Source organism: Methylocystis sp. JR02, assembly GCF_030063565.1.
In the GTDB taxonomy this organism is placed as follows: Bacteria; Pseudomonadota; Alphaproteobacteria; order Rhizobiales; family Beijerinckiaceae; genus Methylocystis; species Methylocystis iwaonis.
Genome location: NZ_JASIRC010000001.1, coordinates 1,779,704 through 1,798,345 on the forward strand (window position 1 = coordinate 1,779,704; position 18,642 = coordinate 1,798,345).

Here is an 18,642-nt window from a genome sequence, read left to right on the forward strand (position 1 = left end):
GAATTGCCGCATGGATCAGCCCGCGAGACCGCAAAACAGCGCCGCCCCTCTCGAAGCCTTGTCCTGGCGCCAAGGCGTTGCGTCCCTGGTCGCGAGCGCGATCCTGCTGGGGCTGGGCGTCTATATCCTCTCGGGCTATCTCCACGCCCTGCTTTGGGCCCTGGTTCTCGCCGTCGCCGTCTGGCCGCTTTATGGCCGCTTCAAACGCCGTTTCGGCCCCTCGGCCTCGAAAGAGCTTGCGCCCGCCTTATTCGCATTGCTCGTCGGGCTCGTGATATTGGCGCCGATCGCCGGGCTCGCGGTCGACGCAGCCGCCGAGTTCCGCCAGCTTCTCGACTACGCCCGCGCCGCCGAGGAAACCGGCCTGCCGGTCCCCGACGCGCTCGCGCGCCTGCCGGGCGTCGGGGCCTGGGCGTCGCAATGGTGGGCGGAGCATCTCTCGCATGCGGGCTGGGCGAAGGAGCTTGCCCAGCAGCTCAATACGTCCTCGGCGCGGGAGATCGGCGCGTCGCTCTCCGCCAATATCGCCCACCGCTCCATTCTGTTTGCGATTTCGCTGCTGACTTTGTTTTTCCTGTTCCGCAGCGGCGAGAGCCTTGTTTCCCAATGCCGCATCGCCTCGACGAAACTCTTCGGCGCGCGCGGCGAGTTGCTGGCGGCGCAGATGATCGCCTCCGTGCATGGCACGCTGATCGGGCTCGTGCTCGTCGCCTTGGGCGAAGGCGTTCTGATGGGCGCGGCCTATATGCTCAGCCATACGCCGCATCCGATTCTGCTGGGCGTGTTGACGGCTTTCGCGGCCATGATCCCCTTCGCGGCGGCCTTCGCCATCGGCCTCGCGGCGCTGCTGGCGGCGGCGACCGCCGGCATGGCGCCGGCGCTCATCATCGCCGCCTGGGGAGTCGTCGTCGTCTTCGCCGCCGACCATTTCGTCCGGCCCAATCTCATCGGCAGCGCCATCAAGCTGCCCTTCATCTGGGTCCTGCTCGGCATCCTTGGCGGCGCGGAAAGTTTTCAACTGCTCGGGCTTTTCATCGGCCCGGCTATCATGGCGGCGCTGATGGCGCTTTGGCGCGAACTCTCCAGCCCTGAGGGCGTCTAAAGCGCTTCATGTGAGGCCCCGTTGTCATTCTCGACGCTCGCGCAGCGAGCGATCGGGAATGACAAGCGCTAGAGAGCGGCGGACGGGCGCGCGCCTGTCGCCCACCCAGCTAGCCGCACGCCAGTGTCGCTCTAAATGAGGTAGCGCCGCGAGCACGTTTTTCAGCATGAAAACCGATGAGGCGTCGATGGGTCGAAGATTGCTCGGTACGATCTCCCTGGCCGTTTTGGCGTCTCTCCCCGCGCTTTGCGCGCGCGCCGCGCAAAGCGAAAACAAGCCAGCGGCCTGCCCCAGCGGCGACCCCGGCATAACGCTGCCCTCGGGTTTCTGCGCCACGATCTTCGCCGATAAGATCGGCCACGCCCGCCATATCGCCGTCGCCGATAACGGCGTCGTTTACGTCAATACATGGAGCGGGCGCTATTACGGGAAGCGGGGAAAGACGCATGAGGGCGGCTTCCTCGTTGCGCTTCAGGATAAGAACGGCGACGGCGCAGCGGATGTTGTCGAGCGCTTCGGCGAGACGCCGGAGAGCGGCGGCTCGGGCGGCACCGGCGTCGGCTTCTATGACGGCGCCGTTTATGCGGAAGAACGCGACAGGATCGTCCGTTACGCGCTGTCGACCGGCGACGTCGCGCCGAAAGCCAAGCCCGAAATAGTGATCTCCGGCCTGCCGGTTACCGGCGACCATCCGATGCATCCTTTCGTCATCGACGCGAACGGCAATCTCTATCTCGATTCCGCCTCGGCGACCGATTCCTGCCAAGCAGAAAACCGCATGCCGGAGTCGCCGGGCCTCACGCCCTGCAAGGAGCTCGAGACGCGCGGCGGCGTCTGGCGCTATGACGCCAAGAAGCGCGACCAGAAATTCTCGCCCGCCGAACGCTTCGCCACAGGTATCCGCAACGCCGAGGGCCTCACCGTCGAAGGGGACCGAATCTACGCCACCCAGCACGGGCGCGATCAGCTCGCGGAAAACTGGCCGAAGCTCTACACGGCGCAGCAAGGCGCCGATCTTCCCGCCGAAGAGCTTCTCGAGCTGCGCGAGGGCGCCGATTACGGCTGGCCCGAATGCTATTATGACGGCTTTCAGAAGAAGCTCGTGCTCGCGCCCGAATATGGCGGCGACGGCGGCAAGAAGGTCGGCGTTTGCGCGGAGAAGCAGGGGCCGATCGCCGCTTTCCCGGCGCATTGGGCGCCGAATGCGCTGCTCGCCTATCGCGGCGGGCAATTCCCGACCGCCTATCACGGCGGTTTCTTCATCGCTTTTCACGGCTCGTGGGATCGCGCCCCCTTCCCCCAGAGCGGCTATAATGTCGTTTTCCAACCCGCGAAGGACGGCAAGCCCGCGGGCGATTTCATCGCCTTCGCCGATGGATTCGCGGGCGGGGCCAAGGAGCCCGGCGGCGCGGCGCATCGGCCCTCGGGTCTCGCGCAGGGGCCGGACGGCGCCCTTTTCGTCTCCGACGACACCAACGGCCGCATCTGGCGCATCACCTACCATGGCGACATCGCGCAGGGCCTCGAAGCCGCGCCCGCGCCCGCGCAGACGACGGCGCGCGCAAAGGAAGCCGGCCCGCCGGAGGGCGTCAATCCGGAAGCCGGGGCCTTGGAGGGGAAAAGCCTGCCGGTCCCGCCGGGTGCAACGGACGCGCAAGTCGCTTTGGGAGAGCGCATTTTCAACGGCCATGCGGCGGGCGGGACCTGCGCCGGCTGCCATGGCGCAAACGGCAAGGGCGCGCCGCTGGCGCCCGATCTCACGAGCGGCAAATGGCTCTGGTCCGATGGGAGTTTGAAGTCGATCCGGGAGGTGATCGCCCAGGGCGTCGCCAAGCCGAAGGAATATCGCAGCCCCATGCCGCCCAAAGGCGGCGCGCAACTGAGCGACTCAGATGTGACGGCCGTTGCGGCCTATGTGTGGGCGATCGGGCATCAAAATAAGAAATGAGCCAAGCAAGCAGCTTGCAGGGCTCTAAATCCAGGTTAACAAACCCTCCGCAACCGCGTCATGCCCGCGCTTGTCGCGGGCATCCACGCCAGGACATTACGGCACGCGGGAAGAAGAAGCGACGTTGTTCCGCTCACGTTCTCGTCTTTCCGCGTCGGCGCGGCGTGGATGGCCGCGACAAGCGCGGCCATGACGCTGGAACACATCTGCTCGTTAACCCGAATTCGGAACCCTGAGGCAGCTCGGAACCTGATTGAAAATTAGCCTTTTGAGCTGTTAGATATTTCGGAGCAGATTGAGTTCCGAGGTGAGAACGGCCTCCTCACGCGCCATACGTTCTTCTTATGGCAAAGTAGGCGGGTAATACCCGCTGAAGAGATCCGGGTTGGGCATCCGGCGAATTTCGATCATGCCGTTAATGGGCCATCCCAGCGCATGGGACTTGCGCGCGCGATTGAGCTCGGCGTGAACGGCGACCTTAGCCCTGCATGCCCTGCAATCATGCGTCTTTATTTCGGAACGTCGCGGCGCAGCCTCTGCCCCCCGCACCCCCAAATATGCTGTATTTTTATGCACTCCGGAGAGCGCCCGGACGTTTCCCGCCTGTCTAATCTATGCAAAATTTCCGCGAATCGCGGAAAGGAATTTGCGGATGTCCGATTACTTCACGACCCGCGAGCTCGCGGCGCTGCTGCGCGTGAAGGAGCGCAAGGTTTACGATCTCGTCTCTGAAAAGGCCCTGCCGGTGCGGCGCGTGACGGGAAAGCTGCTCTTCCCGAAAAAGGAGATCGAGGCCTGGATCGCCGGCAGCGGCGAGGAGAGCGCGTCGATGGAGCGAGAGTCGGCCGCGGCACATTTCCCGCTCGTCATGGCGGGCGGGCACGACCCGCTCCTCGAATGGGCGCTGCGCGAATCGCGGTCGGGCATTGCGGCGCTGCTCGATGGCGCGCTCGATGGTCTCGCCCGGTTGAAATCGAAAGATTGCGTCGCGGCGGGGTTGCATATTCCCTCAGCGCGCCTCGACGATTGGAACGTCGCAGCCGTGCAGGAGGCGATGGGCCGCGAGCCCGTCGTCCTGTTGGAGTGGGCCAAGCGCAGTCGGGGCCTCATGTATCGCTCCTCCCCCGGCCAGTCCATCACATCGCTCGCGGATATCGGCGATCGTCGCTTCCAGTCACGCCAGCCGGAGGCCGGCAGCGAGCTGGTGCTCTCGCAACTGCTGGCGAAGGAAAAGATGCGAAAAACCGACCTGAACGCGATCGAGGCGATCGAACGGTCGGAGACCGACCTCGCCATGGCGATCGCCTCGGGCCGCGCCGACGTCGGGCTCGGGATCGAAGCCGCGGCGAATCAATTCAAGCTCGCTTTTGCGCCGCTGGTGGTCGAGCGTTTCGATATCCTCGTGTGGCGCAAGGCCTATTTCGACCCGCCGTTCCAGAAGCTGATCCGCTTTTGCGCCTGCGACGCCTTCCGCGACCGGGCCGCCGCCCTCGGCGGCTATGATTGCGCAAACCTCGGAACCGTCCACTTCAACGGCCCCTGAGAATCCCTCGAGCGGTCGAGCGATGCGTCGGCCCAATCTTGCCAATTGGGGCCACACGGGGCTTAATCAGGCGGGGGAGCGGGTCCAATGTCCAGTGAATTAACCGTCTTGGTGTGCGGCATCGGCGAAGACGCCTCGGCCGTGGCGCGTGGGCTTTTTGGCGAAGGCTATGCGGTCGCTTTGCACAAATGCGCGAGCCCGCTCACCCTGCGACGCCGCATGAGCTTCGCCGACGCCTGGTACGACGGCTACGCCGTCCTCGACGGCGTCGAAGCCCGGCGCGCCGATGTGGCGTCGGAATTTATGCTCGGACTGCAGAGCCGCGCCTTCATCCCCTTGCTGCGCGGGCAGCTCGCCGATGTGATCGAGCGCTGGCCTTGGCACGTCATCATCGCGGCGCGGGAAGACAAGGAAGACGACGTCGGCTCCTTCCTCAATCTCGCGGAGTTCACGATCGGCCTCGGATCGAGCTTCTCGCCGGGCGTCGATTGCGACGTGGCCATCGCCACTCACGGGCCCGACCCAGGCGCGATTCTGCGCGCCGGCGACGGCTGGCCAAAGGAATGGCCGGAAGCGCAACATAGCGTCGTCTCGGCTCCCGTCTCAGGGCAATTTCGCGCCGATATGCCGATCGGCGCGCTGGCGACGCAGGGCGCGCCCATCGGATATATCGGGGAAACGCCGATTCCCGCGCCGCTCGGCGGACGCATCGTCGGCATTGCCCGCAGGGAGCAGGCGGTGGCCGAAGGCGCGCCCATCGCGGAGATCGCGGAGAATGTGACGGCGCGGGTCGCCGGCGTCAGCCGCCGAAGCCAGCTCGTTGCGCGCGCCGCTTCCTTCGCGATCGAACTGGAGAATGAGGGAATCAAGCCCTTCTCCTTCGAGGACTGGGGCTAGCGCCACTAGAGCCGCGCATGGACCGCGAGCCTTCAGGCTCGCAATCGTCTGGCGAGCCTGAAGGCTCGCGGTCCACGACGCCTCAGAGAATTTGCATAGAGATTTTCCATGACCCGTATCAGACCAAAGCGCATCGTCGATCTGTCCAAGGAAATCGTCGATAACCCGAACGACCCCTTCTTCATGCGCGTGAAGATCAAACACCACGGCCATCGCAAGGCGCGTTGGCTGGTGCGGGCGCTCGGGCTTCCCTTCCGGCTTTTCCCCAAGGATTTCGCCGGCTGGGCCGATGACACGATCACGCGCATGGGCGTCCATTCCACGACCCATATCGACGCGCCCTGGCATTACGGCCCGGAGCTTTCCGACGGCCGCCGCCCCGCGACGGTGGATGAAATGCCCTTGGACATGTGCTTCGGCCCCGGCGTCGTCTTCGACATGCGCCACAAGGCCGACGGCGAGGAGATCACTGTCGCCGATATGGAGCAAAGCCTGCGCGACAGCGGCGCGGCGCTCGGCGACGGCGTCATCGTCCTGATCCACACTGGCCGCGACCGCCTGCAGGGAACGAAAGACTATTGGAAACGCGGAACCGGCATGAGCGCGCTGGCGACCGAATGGCTGATCGATAAAGGCGTCCTGGTGATGGGGATCGATCAGTGGGGCTGGGATCTGCCGTTCCATCATCAAATCCGCGTCTCCAAAGAGAAAAACGACGAGAATCTCTTCTGGCAGGGCCATCTCGTCGGCCGTCGCAAGCCCTATTGGCAGATGGAGCAATTGCGCGGCCTCGACCAATTGCCGAGCCATGGCTTCGACGTGGCGATCTTTCCGCTGCGTTTGAAGGGCGCCTCCGCCGCGCCGGCGCGCGTCGCCGCCTTTCTTTATGAGTGAGGCGTCGACCGAGGATATGATAGACTTGACGTGAAACTTGTCAGCGGGCGCGAGACGGATGACGACAGCCAAAAAGATAGACGCGCTTCTTGCGCTCCGCAGCGAGGGCAAATTTCTCATCGGGCGGGACCGAATCAAGGTGCTCGAGGCCGTTGCGCAGCATGGAAGCATTTCCAAGGCGGCGAAAGCGGCCGGCTTCAGCTACAAAGCGGCGTGGGACGCCGTCGCCGCCATCAATAATCTGCTGCCGAGCCCCGCCTTCGTTACGAAGGCCGGCGGCAAGAGCGGCGGCGGCGCCGAAGTGACGCCCGAGGGCCGCAAGCTGATCGAGACCTTTCACAGGCTCGAGGACAGATTGTCGAGCATCTCCTCGATGATTGCGGAAGTGGGCCTCGACGGGCAGGAGGATTTTCTGCTGTGGGGCGTCGCGGTGCGCATCTCGGCCCGCAATGTTTTCCAGGCGGAGGTCGTCTCGATCAAGAAGTGGCCCGTCGATGTCGAGGTCACTTTGCGAATCTCCGGCGAGCACACCCTCCTCGCCATCATCACCAATGAAGCGACTGAGGAGCTCGATTTGAAACCCGGCCGTAAGGTCGCCGCTCTGGTCAAATCCTCCTTTATCGAATTGAGCGCGCCGCAGGAAACGCCCAAGGAAGCCCGTAACCGCTTTGCCGGCGTGATCACGCGCCGCATCGACGCCGAGCGCAATTGCGAGCTGCTGATCGATATCGGCTCTGGAAAGACGATGACCGCTGTCCTGCCGAGACAGGACGTCGAAGCGATGGGACTCTCGGAAGGGGGCAATGTCGTCGCCCAATTCGCGCCGCAGAATGTGATTCTCGCGGCGGATTGAGAGACCCCCTCCCCAACCCTCCCCCGCCAAAGCCCGTCGAAAGACGGGCGTCTTTCGACGCCCTATGTCGGGAGAGGGGGCAGAGCGTGGCCTTCATCCAGGATGATCATGAGCGTCCCCGCCGCGCGCTCGTCTAACGACCACCGCCGTCATTGCGAGGAGCAAAGCGACGAAGCAATCCCGAGCCACATCACGGCCCTGGATTGCTTCGCGTCGCTCTCAATGTCGCGCTGGTTTTGCTCTACGGCCCGCGTCGCGAGCGTCTGGAATGACTTGCCCGCCTGATGGTCGTAAGGGCTGGCTAATTGCCGCCGCCGGCCTGCTGACTTTCGAGTTCGCGAAGGCGCGCCCGAATCGTTCGCCAATTGGGGACAGGGAGCGCCTCTTCTTTGCACTGGCGCGCAATCTCTTGAACGAGCGTGCTGAATCGCGGCCGCTCCGGCTCGGCGACAAAGGCCGCCAACGCCGTTTCTATGATGCGCTCGCGCTTGGGATCGAGCCCCTTTGTGCCCTTCGGGCGCCCCACGGAGCGCGCGGACGACGGAGCGATGGCGCCGCAGGTGCGAAACGACTTCATCATGCGATAGGCCGTCGCGCGGGAGACGCCCAAATCTTTCTTCAGCTCATCGACGATCGTCCGCGTCGGCGCACGATTCACATGGGCCAGAAGGCAGCGCAGCGCGTCTTCCCGCCTGCGCTGCAACGTGAGATTTTGCCTGTCTTCTCTACTATCCATGGCGTCGTCTACATTTTGTTTATTCTTGTGATTTTCTGACATTTCAACGGCGGCCGTGTGCCTGACGGAGCGATTTAGGGCTTTTCCGATATCGGCTCCAGGAGTGGCAACCGGAAGCCAGGCCATCATTTCTCTCATAAATACAAAGCTAAGGGAATGTTTGATTTTCCGCCCCTGACGGGCCGCGCGCCAGAACCGGGGGGCCAGCGTCTCACCCGCGCCCCCTGCAACAACGGGAACGGATGTCGAATATTCAAGGGGTTCTTGCCAAAAATAGAAATGTTCAAAAGTTGAACCGACGATTTTTGTGCAGTGAGACAATTTTATACATGCTCTGCTTCAAAGTGTCGCACGCCGGACTCATCCACAGGCGCGATTTTTACATTCAGTGGACTCTCGCTGAATTGCCGGACCATTTATCGCCATTGCGTCGCACAAACAAAAATGTCCCGACTCGATTTCTCGAGCCGGGACAAAATTGCTGGGAGAAAGGGTTGGTTTGCGCGCTCAGAGATTGAGCATGCGGTTTACCGTCGGGATGAAGACGGCGAACAGGAAGATGATGAATCCGATCCAGAACGCGACCCAGCCGAGTTCATTGGCGGAGTGAAATGTTTTCATTGCTTGGCGCCTCCCTAGTTTCTAAGGCCGTTGTTCAGCCAAGCGCACATAATCGTCGGACGAAGCTTCAAATCAACAGACTTTGGTGCGGCAGAAAGTCGCGATTCACAAGTATCATCATAATATACATCAGTCTCATATTTAAATACACACGCAAGAATCTCAGTTTAAAATACATGTATTTGATACAATTCAATGCAATGCGCTCAATTGACGCAGTTTTGGCATCAACTGGGCAATTGACGTTGCTCATCCCGTCCATGATAGCTTTCGACCCTGTCAGGAATGCTTTCTCCATAGCCTAAAGTGCTTAGAAAGCATTGAAAGTCTGCCTGATAGACATGAAAGGACACGCAACTTCGCGGGAATTTTTCGCCCAGAAACGGCGCGAAAGCTTCGCGTGGGTGCGCGAACCCAGTTCAAACTGAAAACTGGAGGAGAGGAATGTCACTAACAGAAAAAGCAGGGGTAGCGGCCAAGGCGCAGACGGACTCGATCGTCAATTATCGTCCGGCCTATCTCGCCATGGCGGCGCTGGGCACCTTTTACGTCGGCATCCGAATCTATGAGCAGTATTTCGGCTGGAAAGCCGGGCTCGATTCTTTCGCGCCGGAGTTTCAGACCTACTGGCTCAACATCATGTGGACCGAGCTGCCGCTCGAGTTCATCGCCTTCTGTGCGGTCGGCGGCTATCTTTGGAAGACCCGCGACCGCAACATCAACGCTGTCGCGCCGCGCGAAGAAATGCGTCGCCTCATCACGCTGATCGGCTGGCTGCTCGTCTACGCCTTCACGGTTTACTGGGGCGCGAGCTACTTCACCGAGCAGGACGGCACCTGGCATCAGACCGTCATTCGCGACACGGACTTCACGCCGTCGCACATCCTGGAGTTCTACCTCAGCTACCCGATCTACATCATCGCGGGCTGGGGCGCCTTCATGTACGGCCGCACGCGCATTCCGCAGTTCGCGAACCGCATCTCGCTGGCCTTCCTGCTGTTCTTCGCCGGTCCGTTCATGATCTTCCCGAACGTCGGCCTGAATGAATGGGGCCACACCTTCTGGTTCATGGAAGAACTGTTCACGGCGCCGCTGCATTGGGGCTTCGTGTTCTTCGGCTGGTTCGGCCTCGCCATGTTCGGCACCGTGCTGCAGATCCTCGGTCGCGTGATCGAGCTCAGCAAGGAGTACGAAAAGGACGTGCTCGCGATCTGATTGCGAGTGTCGCTCTCGGTGGCGCGCGCATCGCTCCCAGGGCGCGCGCGAGACCGAAGAAGAAGCGGCCGCTTTCGACAATTTCTCCCTCTGATGTCGCGAGCGGCCGCTTCCGGCCGACGCCAAGAGCGCTGCGGCCCGATCGCAGAAGAGCGCTCGGCAAAAACAAAACCCGGCGGCTTCGCCGGGAGGAACAATCAAGGAGAGACAAGATATGTCTATTTCGAATGAAACGGCTCCGGCGGCAGGCCGGGCCTGGGCGTCGAAGGAGGAATTCCTCGGCTGCGTCAAGCTGACCGACTGGATCCTGCTTCTCGTCCTTTTCCTGGTGCTGCTCGGCTCGTTCCACATCCACTACATGCTGCTCGCCGGCGACTGGGATTTCTGGATCGACTTCAAGGATCGCCGTATGTGGCCGACCGTGGCGCCGATTGTCGCCATGTGCTTCGCCGCCGCCGCGCAGTCCTTCTTCTGGCAGAAGTTCCGCCTGCCCTTCGGCGCGACGGTCGCCTGCTTTGCGCTGCTCGTCGGCGAATGGATCAACCGCTACGACAACTTCTGGGGTTGGACCTTCTTCCCGATCAATCTCGTCTTCCCGTCCGCGCTGATCCCGATGGGCTTCTGGCTCGACGTGATCCTGCTGCTCTCGGGGAGCTGGATCGTCACGGCGGTGCTCGGCGCGATGGGCTGGGGTCTGCTGTTCTATCCGAGCAACTGGCCGGTTCTGGCGCAGTTCCACCAGGCCACCGAGGTCGACGGCGTTCTGCTGACGCTCGCGGATCTCATCGGCTTCAACTACGTCCGCACGGGCACGCCGGAATACATCCGCATGATCGAGCGCGGCACGCTTCGCACCTTCGGTAAGGACGTCGTGCCGGTCGCGGCCTTCTTCTCCGGCTTCGTCTCCATGCTCGTCTACTTCCTCTGGTGGAAGGTCGGCGGCTGGTTCTCCACGACGAAGTATCTCGAGAACGACGACATCTAATCGAAACACCGAACAACGGCCGGGGCGCAGAGCCCCGGCGCAGAAGACGACAAAGGGAGTCGAATACAGATGAAACAATCTTTCTTCCAGAAACTGGCAAGAACGGCGTCGGGCCGCGCAGGCCGTCTGCTCGCCGTCGGCGCGGCTGCGATCGTCGCCGCGACGACCTTCGCCGCGACGCCGGCCGCGGCGCATGGCGAACGCTCGCAGCAGGCCTTCCTGCGCATGCGCACGCTCAACTGGTATGACGTGAAGTGGTCGAAGACGACGCTGAACGTCAACGAAGAGATGGAGCTCACCGGCAAGGTCCACGTCTTCTCCGGCTGGCCGCAGGCCGTCGCGAAGCCGCAGGAAGCCTTCCTCAACGTCGGCGAACCCGGCCCGGTGTTGATCCGCAAGAGCGCCTTCGTCGGCGAAGTGCCGGTGCCGCGCACCTTCTCGCTGGATGTCGGTCAGGACTATGACTACAAAATCGTCCTGAAGGCGCGCCGTCCCGGCCGCTTCCACGTCCACGTCCAGGTCAATGTGAAGGACGGCGGTCCGATCGTCGGCCCCGGCCAGTGGATCGAGATCAAGGGCGACATGAAGGACTTCACCAATCCGGTGACGCTCCTCGACGGCTCGACGATCGACCTCGAATCCTACGGCATCAACTGGACGTACGCTTACCACTTCCTGTGGATGGGCGCTGCGGCTGTGTGGATCCTCTACTGGTTCATGCAGAAGGGCATCATCGTCCGCGGTTGGCAGGTTGCGGCCGGTAAGAAGAACGAGATCATCACGACGGCGGACAAGCGCTTCGGCGGTCTGTGGCTCGCCGGCTCGATGCTCGCGCTGCTCTTCTTCTATGCGCAAGCCAACAGCCAGTTCCCGCGCACGCTGCCGATGCAGGCCGGTCTGCTCACGGGCATCTCGCCGCTCTACCTCGGACAGGACACCGTTACTGCGCATTATTCGGGCGGCTCCTACAAGGTGCCGGGCCGCGAACTGACCGTGAACCTCCGCATCACCAACAATGGCAAGGAGCCGCTGCGGATCGGCGAGTTCACCACGGCGGGTCTGCGCTTCCTCAACCCCGACGTGTTCACCAGCCGTCCCGACTTCCCCGACTATCTGTTGGCGGATCGCGGCCTGTCGCTCGACGACTCGACGCCGATCCAGCCCGGCGAGACCAAGAATGTGGTCGTCACCGTGCAGGACGCCCGCTTCGACGTCGAGCGTCTGTCGGATCTGGCCTACGACACGGACAGCCAGTTCGGCGGCCTCCTCTTCCTCTTCAGCCCGTCGGGCGAGCGGAAGCAGGTGGAGATCGGCGGTCCGGTGATCCCGAAATTCCAGCTTGGCGCTGCGCTCTAAGCTGAACAGCTCTTCACGCGGCTACTCTTCCTCTTCTCCGCGTGTTGGTGCGACTTGCCCGCCGGGTCTTCCTGGCGGGCATTTTTATTTTCACGGCCTACGGCGGCGCGTCGAACGTCGCCCGCGGCAAGGGTCTCGCCCGAGAGACGCATTTCTGTTAAGCTTCTGTTGGTTTCCGACTGCCGTATGTGTTCAGAGTCCGACTTCTTTGATTCAGCAATCGCGAGAAAGGACTTTTGCCATGCGCGAAAATGGTCCTGCCGCCTTTTTCAGGGCGGCCTCTCGACGCTTCCGCGATGCGATCGAAGCCCGTCGCGGCCAGGCGGGCCTCATCGGCGTCCTCTGCGCGCAGGCTTTCGAGAGTTTCGACAAGACGGTCCCGGCCCTGCCGCACGCTGCGGGGCTTGCCTGTGAAAGGGAGTGTTCAGGCTGCAGCCGGCTGCGCGCCGTCGCCACGGCCCCGGAGATATTGCTGTTGGCGCATTTCCTTTACGGCGTGGAGCGTGGCGGCGCGGCCAAGAGCGATGACGAGACGCAACGCCCAGACCATCCCTCGCATTGCCCCCTCGTCGAAAACCGCCTCTGCCGCGCCCATAAGCTGCGCCCGCTCGCCTGTCGCGGCCTCGCCTGTCTCGGCGCGCGCGACTGCGACAAGCTCGCCTGCGCCGCCGACAACGGCGAAGACAATGAAGCGTCGCTCTCGAAGCCCCATCTCGTCGTGCGTAGCCTGGTGCAGAACGCGATGATGAATGCGCTTCGTTACGAAGGGATGTCCTGGGGTCTGTACGAGATCGCCGCAGGCTTGCGAATCGTTCGCGACGCCCCGATGGCCGCGCGCGAATGGCTGGCCGGGGGCGATCCGCTCGCGCCAGCCTCGGCGCCGGAGTTCGACCGCCAGCGCGCCGCCGCGATTTTCGACACGATCGACCGCCTCTAGCGCCCCTCCCCCCGCTGCGAACGGCGGCGGGATGTGACGGCTTGCGAGAGATACGCGCGCGCGTCGTCCAACCTGCGCCGCTCGAATAGACAAGTTCGCTGGACCACGCGACAAGCTGTTGACAGCGCGCGCCGCTCTCTCTAGATCACGTCCGGTCACGGCGACACGCCGACCGTTGGGGGATAGTTCAACGGTAGAACAGCGGACTCTGACTCCGTTAATCTTGGTTCGAATCCAGGTCCCCCAGCCACTGATTTCCTTGCGCTTTCTCCCTTGCCGATAAGACCGTGACAGCCAGTCGGGAATTCTTATTCTCTGTTCGAACTTTCGAATGGCGCCCTCGCCAAGCTCCGGGCCGCGGCGCTGGTGATGGGCGTCAAGGATCGTGGTCGGCCAGTTTCAGAAGGCGTTCGACGCCGACAGGTTCTTCCTCGAGCAGCGGCACGGCGGCGTAGCGGCGGGCATGGACCGTCGCCACCTTCTCCACTTCGGCCAGCTCATTTTGAGCGCGGTTGCGTAAGAGGGGCGCGCACGGGCGCGCCGCCGCCACGCTGTTATTGATGACCCATGCCCACGGCTCGATCCCGGCGCGCCGCAGATCAGCTTGCAGGTTAGCGGCTTCGAGGACGGGCGTTGTCTCCGCCAAAGTGACAAGAAGGACCTTCGTCCGCTTCGGGTCCTGAAGCTGCATCATCGGGGTCGTGTAATGCGCGCCTTTGGCGTCGAGCATGCGTGCGACCTCGCGGTGATAAGCTCCCGTTGCATCCAGCAGCAGCAGCGTATGGCCGGTCGGCGCGGTGTCCATGACCACGAATTTCTCGCCCGCCTCGCGAATGACGCGCGAGAAGGCCTGAAAGACCGCGATTTCTTCAGTGCAGGGCGAGCGCAAATCCTCCTCGAGCAGCGCGCGCCCTTGGGCGTCGAGATGCGCCCCTTTCGTCCGCAACACTTCCTGCCGATAGCGCTCCGTTTCGCCGTGTGGATCGATACGGCCGACTGTCAGATGCGCCATGGAGCCATGCAGCGTCTCGGTGAGATGTGCAGCAGGATCGGAGGTTGTGAGGTGAACTGGCAGCCCGCGCCGCGCCAGCTCGACGGCGACCGCCGCCGCCAGTGTGGTCTTGCCGACGCCGCCCTTCCCCATCAGCATGACCAGCCCATGGCCTTCGGCGGCAATGTCATCGATGAGATCGGAAAGGCTTGGCGCACGGAGCTCGACCGGCTCCCCCACCGCCGCGTCCGGCTGAGGCGCGGTTTCAACAAGGAGCTGGCGCAGGGCAGCGAGGCCGACGAGGTTGAACGGCTTCAACAGCACATCATCGCGGGACAAGGCGCGCAGTTCGTCCGGCATCGCGGCCAAGGCCGCTTGCTCACGTCTATAAATCGCCTTGGCGAGCGGATCGAGCGCCGCTTCCGCGTCGGGCAACAGCCCATTGATGATCAGGAATTGCTGGGTGAGGCCGATCGCCGCCAGCTCGCCATGCGTGCGCGCCGCTTCGCGCAGCGCTGAATTCTGGGCGCGGGCAACGAGGATAAGACGGCTGCGTCGCCCGTCCGCGAGCGCCTGCACGGCGGCATTGTATTGCGCGCGCTGTTTTTCGAGTCCTGCCAGCGGCCCGAGGCACGAGGCGTCGCCTTTTCCCGCCTCAAGGAAGCCGGACCAGGCGACGGGCAGTTGCAGCAGCCGGATGGTGTGGCCGGTTGGCGCGGTATCGAAAACAACGTGATCATAAGCCGAGGCGATCTCGGAATCAGTCAGCAGCGCTGTGAATTCGTCGAAGGCGGCGATTTCCGTCGTGCAGGCTCCCGAAAGCTGTTCCTCAATGCCTTTGACCACGGTCTCCGGCAGTTTGCCGCGTACCGGGCCGACGATGCGGTCGCGATAGGCTTGCGCCGCCGCCTCGGGGTCGATCTCAAGGGCAAACAGCCGGGGAACGTCGCTGATCGGGGTGATTTTGTTTCCGATAGAAACCCCGAAAACCTGGCCGACATTCGAGGCCGGATCGGTGCTGACCAACAGCACCCGGCGTCCCGCTTCCGCGAGCCGGATCGCCGTGGCGCAGGCCAGCGAGGTTTTGCCGACCCCACCCTTGCCGGTGAAGAAGAGGAAACGCGGCGCGCTGTCGAGGAATTTCATTGCGTCATCTCAGCAGCAGGAGGTCTTGCCACCACAGCACGAGCCCTGTGCGGTTTCGGCGGCTTCCTTGACGCCCGCCCAGCGCGCCAGCTCGGCGCGACTGGGATAGCGTCCGGCAAGCGCAATATCGCCGTTGACGAGGATCAGCGGCAGCGCCTCCTGCCCCGAGCGCTCAAGAAAGCCTTTCACCGTGGCGTTGTCGGCAAAAGCCATGGGTTGCTGGGCGAGATTGAAGCGCTCGATTTGCGCGCCGTTCTTTTTCGCCCAATCGACATCCGCTGCGAAAGTGATAAGCGCCTGATCGGCTTCGACGCCGCAAACGCCGGTGCTGCAACAAAGGGCGGGATCGAAAACGTGAATGGTTGTCATGGAAGTCCTTTCAGGATTGAGGTTGAACGGTCTTGCCGATGACGACTTCGCCATCTTCCTTGGTGAATTCGCCAATATCCGGATTGGGCAAAATATCGAGCACGGCCTCGGAGGGGCGGCAGAGGCGCGCGCCCTTCGGCGTCACGACGATCGGCCGATTGACGAGGATCGGGTGTTCGAGCATGAAGCCGATCAGCTCGTCTTCCGTCCATTTGGGATCGGCAAGGCCGAGCGCCTCATAAGGCGTTCCCTTCTGCCGCAGCAGCTCGCGCGCGGAAATGCCCATGGCTTTGAGCAACTCGACGAGCTGCGCGCGCGTCGGCGGGTCTTTCAGATATTCGATGACGACCGGCTCCTCGCCGCTTTGGCGGATCATCGCCAGCGTGTTGCGCGAGGTGCCGCAGGCGGGGTTATGATAGATCGTGACCGACACCTTCACGCCTCCGCATCGTGGCGCGCCGCGCCAGAGCAACAAGCGGCTTCAACGACAGGCGCAGGTTTCGAGCCGCAGCAGGGCGAAGGCGCCGCCTTCCCGCCGCTGGTGCGAAATCCCGCGAGCCTCGTATCATCGCCAAAGACTGTGCTTTCGCCGGTGGTCAGAAACGACTCCCACAAAAGCCCTTGCGGGTCCGAGGTCCACGCTTTTTCGGACTCGGCATAGCAGCAGGTTGTCGTGTTCTCTTCCAGCACAGGCCGCTCGGCCCGTTGCAGGCGGCCATAGACTTCTTTCAGCTCTTCAGGCGTCTCGACCTGAATCCCGAGATGATCGACGCCCACCTTTCCGCCGCGCGCCGAAATCGCAAAGTTTACGCGCGGATCATCCATCATCCATTTGGCGTAGTCAGGTTTCGCGACTGTCGGCTCGGAGCCGAAAAGCGCGCTGTAAAAGCGGATGGACGCCGCGAGGTCGTCAACGGAGACATGCACGTGCAAGCGTTTCATGGCGTTCCTTTGGCTAGCAGGTTGAAGAACAGCATCCATCGGCGTCGCCCTGGCAGCAATTCTCGGTCATGTAGGCGAGCAAGGCGTTCATGACCGGATAGGCCGCCGAGTAGATCAGCGACCGGCTTTCGCGACGGAAGGTCACGAGGTTCGCGTGTTTGAGCTGGTTGAGGTGAAAAGACAGCGTTGCCGGCGGAAGCCCCAGCCGTTCGCCGATTTGCCCCGCAGGAAGCCCTTTGGGTCCGGCCTGGACCAGCAGTCTAAAAATATCGAGACGCGTCTCATGGCCGAGCGCGACAAAGGCGGTTATGGCTTCTTTCTTTTCCATATTTCGAATATAGTGGAAATATGGTCGGTGGCAAGGCCCCGGCTAGTCGCAATCAGGCATGAGTGTCGCATCTCTCACGCGATCCTCGCGCACGCGCGGCAGTCTTCATGATGAACTCGTCCTCTCGCGCTGCGCTCTCTCCTCCATCAGCGACGAGACGGTGTCCAACAAGCGGATTGCTGCGGGCAGGCGCGCATGGGCGTCGCGCTGGCGTTCATCCGCGGGCGCCAGGGCGCGCCACCAATCGATGAAACGGCCAATCAACGCCCGCCCCGGTATGCTCGTGAAGGGCACGCCCGGAAACGCCTCCAAGCCGAACGACGCCTCGACGTCCCGCAGGCAGGCCTCGATGTAACGCGCGTCTTCGCCGCTCAGGGCGAAGGGCCGCTCGGGCGCGCGGCGCACCATGCGGACCTCGCTGAGCTCGGGAATATAGTCTTTCTTCACTGTCGCCACGCTCCGCCCGCAAGCTTGGCGCGCTCGAAGCGCCGGCGGGCGCTCCCTTTCCATCAATTCTCGTGCCGCCGGCCTGAAGACATGGCTTGGCGCGATGCTTGCTTTTCAACCGGGCGAAAAATCAACGCCGGGACAGCAATGAGCGCAGCCGAACCGATTTCGCCAACGGACGAAAGGGGCCCGATCCCGGGGGCGCTGAAGCGTTTCATTTGGGACATTCAGTCCATGGTCGAGCTTGCCGACAGCGAGCGTGAGATTGTCCTCATCGGCCGTGATCTGATGGCGCGCCTCATCTGCGAAACGGACGCCTTGCCCGCGGCCTTTTCTGCAGCGCCCCCAGGCGCGGCGCGCCAATTTCAGCTCTACAGCGACGCCATGGAGCGCTTTTGCGTCGTGAGCACGGTCCTGGCGGGCGGCGCGGCCCTCTCGATCGCGCAACCCGCCGCCTGGGAGATCATGGGCGTGCTCACGGGGGCGATCGACCGCGGCGGCCGGCTGCTGCGGGCGGGCTCAGCGGAAACGCTCGGATCGAAAGGCGGCGACGCCTCACCTCTATCCAACGCCCTCGACGATCAGCTCTCGATCGCGATCCACGTCTATGGCGGCGCGATTGGCGGGCTCAGCCGCCGCCAGCTCGCGCCGGACGGAACGCCCTCGCCGCCGCTCGGCTACGCCAATGGCGAAAACGCCCCGCCTTACGACATTTTTTCGATCCAGACCAACATCCGGGACTGAACGCGGCTTCGATGACACTTTGGCGCGTGGAAGCATCACGGGGCGATTTCGGTTTCGAATACTGTCTGGCCAAGTATTAGCGTTCGGCGTTATCGAGCAAAGCCCCGATCTCTCGATGCGCACGTTCGATCTCGGCCACGAGCCTTTCGCATAGCGCCGCGCTTCTCTCATCGCCGCGACGCAGCGCCTCTTCATAGGCTTCCGCCGCCTCCGCCAGCGCAAAAGCCCCGACAGCGCGCGCGGAGCCCTTCAGAGTATGGGCCAGATCGGCCCGCGCGCGCGCGTCGCCCCGCTGGCGCGGCGCGCGCAGGCGGGCGGCGAATTGCGCGTTTTGGCTATCGAAAAGCTTAAGCAGTTCGGTTTCGAGCGCTTGATCTCCGAGCGTCTGGCGGGAAAGATGGACGAGATCGAGCGCCGGCGCCGCGTCATCGCCCATTTGTCGATTGTCCACATGGTTAACGGCCGCAGACTTGGGCATTCGCTTGGGCTCCGCTTTTGCTCGCTTATGCTTTCCAGCCGCTGAAAAGCCGCACTTTTAAGGCGAATCCGTCGAGACCGAAGATCGCTTCCCAAGGGTCCGGCAAAGAA

At 63.0% G+C, this 18,642-nt stretch carries 19 protein-coding genes and 1 tRNA gene; 12 read left to right on the top strand and 8 right to left on the bottom strand.

What is annotated here, in order from left to right; all coding sequences use genetic code 11:
* The first annotated feature begins 10 nt into the window (after positions 1-10).
* From QNA11_RS08530 to QNA11_RS08555, 6 genes are all read left to right on the top strand, one after another.
* Positions 11-1,102 carry an AI-2E family transporter gene (locus QNA11_RS08530; protein ID WP_283482685.1) on the top strand — a complete coding sequence of 364 codons (1,092 nt, stop codon included), beginning with the start codon at positions 11-13 and terminating at the stop codon, positions 1,100-1,102.
* 199 nt (positions 1,103-1,301) lie between these two features.
* A complete protein-coding gene (locus tag QNA11_RS08535) occupies positions 1,302-3,050 on the top strand; it encodes a PQQ-dependent sugar dehydrogenase (RefSeq protein ID WP_502867524.1) in 1,749 nt (582 codons plus the stop codon).
* A 652-nt stretch (positions 3,051-3,702) separates the two neighbouring features.
* Positions 3,703-4,593 (top strand): substrate-binding domain-containing protein, encoded by an 891-nt coding sequence (locus QNA11_RS08540; RefSeq protein ID WP_283482687.1) that lies wholly within the window; start codon positions 3,703-3,705, stop codon positions 4,591-4,593.
* A gap of 87 nt (positions 4,594-4,680) precedes the next feature.
* Positions 4,681-5,490, top strand: coding sequence for a hypothetical protein (locus tag QNA11_RS08545; protein ID WP_283482688.1), 810 nt, complete (start codon positions 4,681-4,683; stop codon positions 5,488-5,490).
* 108 nt (positions 5,491-5,598) lie between these two features.
* Positions 5,599-6,384, top strand: coding sequence for a cyclase family protein (locus tag QNA11_RS08550; RefSeq protein ID WP_283482689.1), 786 nt, complete (start codon positions 5,599-5,601; stop codon positions 6,382-6,384).
* Between the two features lie 58 nt (positions 6,385-6,442).
* Complete coding sequence (locus QNA11_RS08555; protein ID WP_202072364.1) at positions 6,443-7,237, top strand: TOBE domain-containing protein; 795 nt, start codon at positions 6,443-6,445, stop codon at positions 7,235-7,237.
* A 301-nt stretch (positions 7,238-7,538) separates the two neighbouring features.
* Here QNA11_RS08555 and QNA11_RS08560 read toward each other — a convergent pair whose 3' ends face one another.
* Positions 7,539-8,294, bottom strand: a complete 756-nt coding sequence (locus QNA11_RS08560; protein WP_283482690.1) for a hypothetical protein — start codon at positions 8,292-8,294, stop codon at positions 7,539-7,541.
* A gap of 744 nt (positions 8,295-9,038) precedes the next feature.
* On the opposite strand from QNA11_RS08560, the gene amoC reads away from it, so the two are divergent.
* The 5 genes from amoC (at position 9,039) to QNA11_RS08585 (ending at position 13,337) form a co-directional block, all read left to right on the top strand.
* Positions 9,039-9,809 (top strand): bacterial ammonia monooxygenase, subunit AmoC, encoded by a 771-nt coding sequence (gene amoC, locus QNA11_RS08565; protein WP_202072363.1) that lies wholly within the window; start codon positions 9,039-9,041, stop codon positions 9,807-9,809.
* Positions 9,810-10,023: 214 nt separating this feature from the next.
* Entirely contained in the window at positions 10,024-10,794 is a 771-nt protein-coding gene (amoA, locus tag QNA11_RS08570; RefSeq protein WP_202072362.1) for a bacterial ammonia monooxygenase, subunit AmoA, read from the top strand.
* A gap of 69 nt (positions 10,795-10,863) precedes the next feature.
* Positions 10,864-12,150, top strand: a complete 1,287-nt coding sequence (gene amoB, locus QNA11_RS08575; RefSeq protein ID WP_202072361.1) for a bacterial ammonia monooxygenase, subunit AmoB — start codon at positions 10,864-10,866, stop codon at positions 12,148-12,150.
* Positions 12,151-12,391: 241 nt separating this feature from the next.
* Positions 12,392-13,087: a hypothetical protein gene (locus QNA11_RS08580; protein ID WP_283482691.1), complete on the top strand. Its 696-nt coding sequence runs from the start codon at positions 12,392-12,394 to the stop codon at positions 13,085-13,087.
* Positions 13,088-13,263: 176 nt separating this feature from the next.
* Positions 13,264-13,337, top strand: a tRNA-Gln gene (locus tag QNA11_RS08585).
* A 126-nt stretch (positions 13,338-13,463) separates the two neighbouring features.
* Here the strand turns inward: QNA11_RS08585 and arsA are convergent.
* The 6 genes from arsA to QNA11_RS08615 all read right to left on the bottom strand — a co-directional run bounded on the left by arsA (position 13,464) and on the right by QNA11_RS08615 (position 17,310).
* Positions 13,464-15,224: an arsenical pump-driving ATPase gene (gene arsA / locus QNA11_RS08590; RefSeq protein ID WP_283482692.1), complete on the bottom strand. Its 1,761-nt coding sequence runs from the start codon at positions 15,222-15,224 to the stop codon at positions 13,464-13,466.
* Between the two features lie 9 nt (positions 15,225-15,233).
* The gene (arsD, locus tag QNA11_RS08595; RefSeq protein WP_202072358.1) at positions 15,234-15,593 is read right to left on the bottom strand and encodes an arsenite efflux transporter metallochaperone ArsD; all 360 of its coding nucleotides are present in this window, start codon (positions 15,591-15,593) and stop codon (positions 15,234-15,236) included.
* A 10-nt stretch (positions 15,594-15,603) separates the two neighbouring features.
* Complete coding sequence (gene arsC, locus QNA11_RS08600; RefSeq protein ID WP_283482693.1) at positions 15,604-16,026, bottom strand: arsenate reductase (glutaredoxin); 423 nt, start codon at positions 16,024-16,026, stop codon at positions 15,604-15,606.
* 2 nt (positions 16,027-16,028) lie between these two features.
* The gene (locus QNA11_RS08605) at positions 16,029-16,535 is read right to left on the bottom strand and encodes an ArsI/CadI family heavy metal resistance metalloenzyme (protein WP_283482694.1); all 507 of its coding nucleotides are present in this window, start codon (positions 16,533-16,535) and stop codon (positions 16,029-16,031) included.
* A 13-nt stretch (positions 16,536-16,548) separates the two neighbouring features.
* Positions 16,549-16,863: an ArsR/SmtB family transcription factor gene (locus QNA11_RS08610; protein ID WP_202072355.1), complete on the bottom strand. Its 315-nt coding sequence runs from the start codon at positions 16,861-16,863 to the stop codon at positions 16,549-16,551.
* A 105-nt stretch (positions 16,864-16,968) separates the two neighbouring features.
* A complete protein-coding gene (locus QNA11_RS08615) occupies positions 16,969-17,310 on the bottom strand; it encodes a hypothetical protein (RefSeq protein WP_283482695.1) in 342 nt (113 codons plus the stop codon).
* A 147-nt stretch (positions 17,311-17,457) separates the two neighbouring features.
* Between QNA11_RS08615 and QNA11_RS08620 the strand changes: the two genes are divergently transcribed.
* Entirely contained in the window at positions 17,458-18,054 is a 597-nt protein-coding gene (locus tag QNA11_RS08620; protein ID WP_283482696.1) for a cysteine dioxygenase family protein, read from the top strand.
* 76 nt (positions 18,055-18,130) lie between these two features.
* On the opposite strand, the gene QNA11_RS08625 is transcribed toward QNA11_RS08620, so the two are convergent.
* A complete protein-coding gene (locus tag QNA11_RS08625; RefSeq protein WP_283482697.1) occupies positions 18,131-18,532 on the bottom strand; it encodes an Hpt domain-containing protein in 402 nt (133 codons plus the stop codon).
* Positions 18,533-18,642: the final 110 nt, after the last annotated feature.